This is a genomic window from Vibrio harveyi NBRC 15634 = ATCC 14126 = KCTC 12724, assembly GCF_001591145.1.
Taxonomy (GTDB): domain Bacteria; phylum Pseudomonadota; class Gammaproteobacteria; order Enterobacterales; family Vibrionaceae; genus Vibrio; species Vibrio harveyi.
Map to the genome: position 1 here is coordinate 1 of NZ_BCUF01000088.1, position 7538 is coordinate 7538.

Below are 7538 nucleotides of genomic sequence, written 5' to 3' on the forward strand. Positions count from 1 at the left end.
TTGAGTGCCGGAAATAATTACTTTCCTGTTATTATCTTTTTGGCACTCTCACTCCCTACATAAATATAATTTCATAAAGCAGTAGTGCCTAATATATTTAGCAAAAGCTATAAAAATAAAATTAGATAATTTCTGGAATAAAATCTAATACTTGCTGCTGGAATTATATCAATCTGAAAGATGGATTTTGATATGAGAGGTGTTCAATGAACAGTACACTTTTTCTTACCGGCTTCGGTGCGTATGTCTTATTTTTAATTTGGTTGGGATGGTTTGTCTCTCGCAATCAAAAATCAGGTGAAGACTTTCTACTCGGTGGTCGAGGCTTACCTCTGTTCCTCGTATTAGGTACCACAGTAGCAACCATGGTTGGCACGGGCTCTAGTATGGGCGCGGTTGGCTTTGGTTACTCAAATGGTTGGGCTGGTGCGCTTTACGGCATTGGCGGCGCAATTGGTATCTTGTTATTGGCACTGTGGTTCGCGCCAGTTCGTAAACTCAACTTTATGACCATGAGTGAAGAACTCGCATACTACGTAGGTGCAAACCGCATCGTGAAGAACGTGGTTGGTCTGCTTATCTTTATCGCTTCTATCGGCTGGTTGGGCGCACACATCCTTGGTGGTGGTATGTACCTAGCGTGGATTGCCGATATTGAGCTGAGCACTGCGAAGATGATCATCGCAGCAGCGTTTACCATTTACGTTGTTATTGGCGGCTACACTGCGGTGGTTTGGACGGACACCATTCAAGCTATCATCTTATTCGTTGGCTTCATCCTAATGGCGGTACTGTCAGTGCAGCACATTGGCGGCTTGGATAACCTGTACTCAGCCATGGACCCAGAAGCAGTGAGCTTCCTTGCGATTGATAAGCTTGGTTTAATCCCAGCGGTTTCTCTTGCTGTTGTGATTGGTGTGGGTGTACTTGCAACGCCTTCATTCCGCCAACGTATCTACTCAGGCAAAGATGTATCAACCATCCGCCGTTCGTTCGTGGCTTCTGGTGTGCTGTACTTGTTCTTCTCCATCATCCCTGCAGTCATTGGTATGGCGGCGCATGCGATTGACCCCGAGCTGAATAATGCAAACTTTGCTTTCCCATACATCGCGGCAACGGTATTGCCAGTAGGCGTTGGTCTTATCGTTCTTATTGCAGGTCTATCGGCAACCATGTCGAGTGCAAGTTCCGATGCGATTGCGGGCGTGTCTATCTTACTGCGTGATGTGTACGTTATGTTCACCGGTCGCGTGCCAAACAAAGAATCCATGTTGAATTACTCTCGCTTGGCTTTGGTTGTAGTGATCGGTTGTGCATTGCTGTTCGCGCTAACCTCTAACGACATCATCGGCTACATCACTAAGATGATCTCGACAGTTATGTCTGGCATGTTCGTGTGCGGTATGTTGGGTCGCTTCTGGAAGCGTTACAACTGGCAAGGTGCATTGGCAACATTGGCAGGTGCGTCTATTGCTTCATTTGCAGTAATGCTTAGCCCTGACCTGACCGCTTTCTGGGGCAACCCAGTGATTCCATCTTGCTTGTTTGCCCTAACCGCTGGTGTGGCAGTAAGCCTAGTGACTCCAGCTAACCAAGTGTCACCAGAAATGGCACGAGCAATCCTTGATGATGAGCGTGCTCTGATGGAAATGGAACTGTCTGACAAAGGCGTTCTGGAAGAAGATGTTTCATTAAAAAACCGCACAACAGCAAATCAAAACGCTTAGCAGCAAAGAGTTTCGGCTCGAACAGAAACTCGCTCATAAGCTCCTGACAAACTGGTGGCTCCCCCGAGCCACCATTCTAAATTTATCCAAAGTAGGTGAACGATGACCGATTCATCCCAGACTAAAATTGCTTTCTTTGGCGAATGCATGATTGAACTGAGCGGCGACCCAATTCGCAAAGGCTTTGGTGGCGACACGCTCAATACCGCACTTTACCTCTCTCGACTAACGGCTCAACAACCTGTCCAAGTGTCTTACGCGACCGGTCTTGGGGAAGACGTACTTTCTCAAGAGCTGCTGGAAAACTGGCAACAAGAGGGCATTGCGACTGACCTTGTCGAGATCTTCCCAGCTCAACTGCCGGGTTTGTACATGGTGCAGACCGACCAAGAAGGCGAACGCAGCTTTCTTTATTGGCGTGACAGTGCAGCCGTTAAAAGCTACTTCTCTACCTCTTCGCTCAACAAATTAGAAGCTGCGATTGCGAACCGAGAGCTGGATTACCTCTACCTAAGTGGCATCAGCGTCGCGATTCTAAATGATGATAGCAAAGTAAGGCTTAAAAAGGCGTTAAGTCAGTTCTCACAAGCTGGAGGCAAGGTTATCTTCGATAACAACTTCCGTCCTCAACTTTGGTCTGCACAAGAGGCGAAACATTGGTACAGCCAAATTCTGCCATTGGTCGACATTGCGCTTATCACAGAAGACGATGATGTCTTGGTGTGGGGGGAAGAGGAAAGTGCCGAGCAGCGCAGCCTTCGCTTTGGTTGCCAAGAAATCGTGATCAAACGTGGCTGTGAGCCCTGCAAACTGGTTTGGTCGCAAGGTGACGACAAGCAAAGTGCTTACATAGCTGCAGAAAAGGTTGTCAAAGTAATCGACACCTGTGCCGCTGGCGACTCTTTTGCTGCTGGTTACCTTGCAGGACGATTGACCGGACAAAGCTGTGAGCAGTCAGCCCAACTCGGTCACGCATTAGCGGCAACCGTTATTCAATATCCTGGCGCGATCATTCCAAACGACGCCATGACTCATCTAATTCGATAATTTCCGAGAACGTATTATGTCCCAAGCAATGATTCAGCAACTTCAGCAATTTAAAGTTATTCCTGTTATCCAAATTAATAAGGTAGAGCATGCGATTCCACTGGCGAAAGTGTTAGTAGAAAACGGTCTACCAGTCGCGGAAGTGACGTTTCGAACAGAAGCCGCTGCCGATGCGATTAAAGCCATGCGTGATGCTTATCCGCAAATGTGCATCGGTGCTGGCACGGTACTGACGCCAGAGCAGATTACCCAAGCAAAAGACGCGGGTGCAGAGTTTATTGTTGCGCCGGGGTTGAACCCCAATACCGTGCGTCGCTGCCAAGAAATCAATATGCCAATCGTACCGGGCGTCAATAACCCAAGTCAGGTTGAACAAGCACTCGAGCTGGGTTTGAACTTCCTCAAATTCTTCCCGGCGGAAGCGAGCGGCGGTATCGCGATGGTGAAGTCACTACTCGCACCTTATGTTGATGTGAGTCTGATGCCGACAGGCGGTATCGGTAAAAGCAACGTCAATGATTACCTAGCCATCGACCGTGTGGTTTGTTGCGGTGGTACTTGGATGGTGGCACCGAGCTTAATTGAAAACGAACAATGGGACGAAATTGGCAAGCTAGTTCGTGAAGCTGTAGAGCTGGTTGCGTAACTCAAACAGAGCTCTTTTACCCAAGTCACCAGACCCCATTAAATAGCGTGACTCGGGTTGAATAATTATAAGGATGGCGCGGATGAACAAAGGTACATTAGCACTACTCATTTCAGGCTTAATCACAATTCCAACGGCAGCGATGGCGATGACTCCCAACACCGATCTTAACCTAATGCCTTACCCACAAAATGTAGAGTTGGGGCAGGGTAAAATCACACTGGATAAATCCTTCAGCATTTACATCAAAGGCTACGATTCACCGCGCGTGCAGTTCAACGCCAAGCGCACTATGGACCGTCTATATCGCCAAACCGGTTTACCGATGTTGAACTGGCATGCTGAGTCGGAAAAAGACGCGACCTTGGTGATTGATATTCGTAATGCACCCAAGTCAGAGGTGCAAGACATTAACAGTGATGAATCGTATCAACTTGAATCGCGTAATGGTCAGATCATCATTCGCTCCGAACGCCCTTACGGTGCTTTCCATGGTTTAGAAACCTTCTTGCAGTTGGTGACTACGGACGCGACTGGGTACTTTGTGCCTGCGGTGTCGATTCAAGATGAACCGCGCTTTCCTTGGCGTGGCGTTTCTTACGACACTTCCCGTCACTTTATCGAACTTGATGTGATTCTTCGCCAACTCGATGCGATGGCATCAGCAAAAATGAACGTTTTCCATTGGCATATTTGGGATGACCAAGCGATTCGTATCCAGCTCGATAATTACCAAAAGCTGTGGCAAGACACCGCAGATGGTGATTACTACACCAAAGATGAAATTCGCTATGTGGTGAATTACGCGCATAACCTTGGCATTCGAGTTATCCCTGAAATCTCTCTGCCGGGACATGCTTCGGCAGTGGCGCACGCTTACCCTGAATTAATGTCTGGTATGGGGGAACAATCTTATCCGCATCAACGTGGCTGGGGTGTGTTTGAGCCGTTAATGGACCCGACCAATCCCGAACTCTATAAGATGCTGGCGAGCGTGTTTGACGAAGTGGTTGAGCTCTTCCCAGATGAGTATTTCCATATCGGCGGCGATGAACCAAATTACCAACAGTGGAAAGACAACCCGAAGATTCAGCAATTCATCAAAGACAACAAGCTGGATGGAGAGCGTGGTCTTCAATCGTATCTGAACACCAAGGTTGAACAGATGCTGGAACAGCGCGGTAAGAAGATGACTGGCTGGGATGAAATCTGGCACAAAGACCTTCCTACCTCGATTGTGATTCAAAGTTGGCAAGGGCACGACAGTATCGGTCGAGCAGCAAAAGAGGGCTACCAAGGCATTCTCTCAACAGGCTACTACCTAGACCAGCCGCAGCCAACCAGTTACCACTATCGCAATGACCCAATGCCGAAAGGAATCACGGTAGATGACCAACTTCATCAAGGTGAGAAATTCGCGACTTACGATTGGGTTAAACCGCGCAACAAAGGTGGTCCGCGCACTGGCAATCTAACCATTATAGAAGCGAAAGATGGCAACTATCGTGCGTTTACCGATTACAACGGTAAGTCCCGCGAAGAGGTGTTTATCATCGAGTATGTGCCGGGTGTGAAGTTTAAAGGGCACTTCGATAACTTTATGTCTTACACCGAATTCAACTATGACTTTGCGGATGGCAAGTTGAAAGACACCAGTTACCAATTGATTGGCAATGTTCGTTGGCCTGCGATTGGAGAATTGGTCGCGAGCAGTGACATGCAGGGGAGTGTCATTCCTGAGTCTAACGGTGGCTATCCGGCTGAGCTGACCGAGAAAGAACAGCAGCTAATTTTAGGCGGAGAAATCACCATCTGGGGTGAGAACCTCGATTCAATGACCATCGAGCAACGCTTATGGCCACGAAGCTACGCGATTGCAGAGCGTCTATGGTCTAGCCAAGACCTGACCGATGAGCGCAGCATGTACAAGCGCATGAAGGTGATGGATACATGGTCTGAGATTTCGCTTGGTCTGCGCCATCATGCCGATGCCAATATGATGTTGAAACGTCTTGCTAATGGTGCGGACGAAGCACCGCTACAAACGTTAGCGAAGTACATCGAGCCGGCTCAATACTACGCTCGTCATTGGGAGAAGTGGATCTCTACGCCAAACGAGGGTGATTTGTACAACCAGTATGAGCGACTAAACCGCTTTGCGGATGCATTGCCAGTAGAAAGCCTAGCAGTGTACGAGATGAAAGATTTGGTCGCAGCTTATGCTCTAGGTGATAAAACCGCGTTGGATGCGTTAGCGATGCATTATCAAAGCGTTAAGTTAGCGGCGCAGCAAGCCAAACCTATTTTCGCGGCCAACGTGGCGTCGGTAGAAACGGTGCCAGTTGCAGAAGCCGCAATCAAAGTTGCCGATTTAGGTTTAACCTTGATTGAGCTCGCCAAGCAGGGCAGTGACATTAGCCAATCTAACGCTGAAGCGTACCAACGCATTATCAATGAAAATGCGATTATCTTTGATGAAACCATTGTCGCTATTGTCGTACCAACTGAGCGGTTGCTTCACACTTTAACCGATTGATAACTAAAAGGGATTGCCGTCTGGTAACGCAGGCGGCATCTTATCGTTTAAGCACTCTTATATCTCCCAAAGGTTTTCTCATGACAGTAAATGGTCACTTACATTTTTATGTAGGCACCTATACCGATTCACCAAGCCAAAGTCAGGGCATCGCGTGTGTTTCTCTCGATATTGCTACTGGCGCATTAACGCTCACCAATGAACTTGTTCCTGAAGCAGTGAAAACGGTTCGTAACCCTTCTTACCTTGCGCTCAAAGGAGAGGGGTTATATACCTTTAATGAAGTAGAACGCTTGGAAGGTGCAGAACTGATTTTTGCTGAAAAAACAGACAGCTATGCATTACCAATTGAAGGCGACTATCCTTGCCATATTGATATCAAAGCCTCGCTGCTTGCTGTGGCAAACTACGGTTCCGGTAATGTAAGTGTTTACCAACTTTATGAACAAGGTAAGCCTCTGAAATCCATCGCAGAATTATATGTGGGAGGCAGTGGTCCCAATGCTGATCGTCAAGCCTCGCCTCATGCGCATCAAGCAACGTTTCTCAACCACTCCGAGCAACTTGCTGTGGTCGATTTAGGCACAGACAGTGTTCATTTCTATGACTATAAAAAAGATGGTGAGACAGTTAAGTTTTCACTTTCTCAAAGCATCGCGATGCCTCCTGGTTCTGGCCCTCGTCATTTGGTCTTCGATAGTGATGAGTCTGTCGCGTACGTTGTTTGCGAACTGTCCGAAACGCTGGTGGTACTCCGTAAGCAAAGCGGGCAGTGGAATCTTACTCAACAAGTGAAGCTGCTAGCCGATGAAGAGAACAAAGAAGCGGCGTCGGCAATTCGTCTCTCTGCGGATGAGCGTTTTGTCTATATTTCATGCCGTGCGCAAAATCTGATCAGCACATTTGATATAACGAGTAATACTCCGGTTCAAATTGCCGCGTCCGATTGCGGCGGCGCGTTTCCAAGAGATTTTGTTTTATCCCGTGACGGGCAGTGGATGCTCGTTGCCAATCAACATTCACATAATGTCGCTAGCTTCCATAGGAATCCGGAAACTGGCGTTATCACTCCAACCGGATACTCATGCGACATCGGTGCGCCTGTGTGTTTGGTTGAGAAGCCGTAATTAAGAGAAATAACATGACAATTCATCGTATTAATCCATGCAAACGTTGGTCTGATGTAACGGTATTCAACGGTATTGCCAACTTTGTTGAGGTGGCAGAAGCAGATACAACTGCGGATATGAAAGGGCAAGTACAACAGATTTTCGACCAAGCTGAGCAAATGCTAGCAAGTGTTGACAGCGATAAGTCACGCATTCTATCTGTGACGATTTACGTGACAGATTTTGCTAACTTCGATGCCCTTAACGAAGTGTGGGATGCGTGGTTCCCTGAGGGCTGCGCACCGAGCCGTGCTTGCGTCAAAGTTGAATTGGCGAATCCTGAACTCTTAGTAGAAATGGCGTTCGTTGCAGCTGCGGGTGAGAAGTACCAGTAACGGCTCATCGTTAGCTTTTATCGAGATAATATACCCAAGTGACTTCAAGATGCAGGATTCAGAGCGTTGTCATTGATT

The 7538-nt window shown here is 47.7% G+C and carries 6 protein-coding genes; all 6 read left to right on the forward strand.

Features of this window, described 5'->3' with window-relative positions; all coding sequences use genetic code 11:
- Positions 1-206: 206 nt before the first annotated feature.
- Positions 207-1727 (forward strand): sodium:solute symporter family protein, encoded by a 1521-nt coding sequence (locus VHA02S_RS24050; protein ID WP_038899555.1) that lies wholly within the window; start codon positions 207-209, stop codon positions 1725-1727.
- 102 nt (positions 1728-1829) lie between these two features.
- Positions 1830-2774: a sugar kinase gene (locus VHA02S_RS24055; protein ID WP_038899553.1), complete on the forward strand. Its 945-nt coding sequence runs from the start codon at positions 1830-1832 to the stop codon at positions 2772-2774.
- Positions 2775-2790: 16 nt separating this feature from the next.
- Complete coding sequence (locus VHA02S_RS24060) at positions 2791-3420, forward strand: bifunctional 4-hydroxy-2-oxoglutarate aldolase/2-dehydro-3-deoxy-phosphogluconate aldolase (RefSeq protein WP_009706204.1); 630 nt, start codon at positions 2791-2793, stop codon at positions 3418-3420.
- An 82-nt stretch (positions 3421-3502) separates the two neighbouring features.
- Positions 3503-5956: a beta-N-acetylhexosaminidase gene (locus tag VHA02S_RS24065; RefSeq protein ID WP_038899552.1), complete on the forward strand. Its 2454-nt coding sequence runs from the start codon at positions 3503-3505 to the stop codon at positions 5954-5956.
- An 80-nt stretch (positions 5957-6036) separates the two neighbouring features.
- Positions 6037-7083 (forward strand): lactonase family protein, encoded by a 1047-nt coding sequence (locus tag VHA02S_RS24070; protein ID WP_038899550.1) that lies wholly within the window; start codon positions 6037-6039, stop codon positions 7081-7083.
- Positions 7084-7097: 14 nt separating this feature from the next.
- A complete protein-coding gene (locus VHA02S_RS24075) occupies positions 7098-7460 on the forward strand; it encodes a RidA family protein (protein ID WP_005452545.1) in 363 nt (120 codons plus the stop codon).
- Positions 7461-7538: the final 78 nt, after the last annotated feature.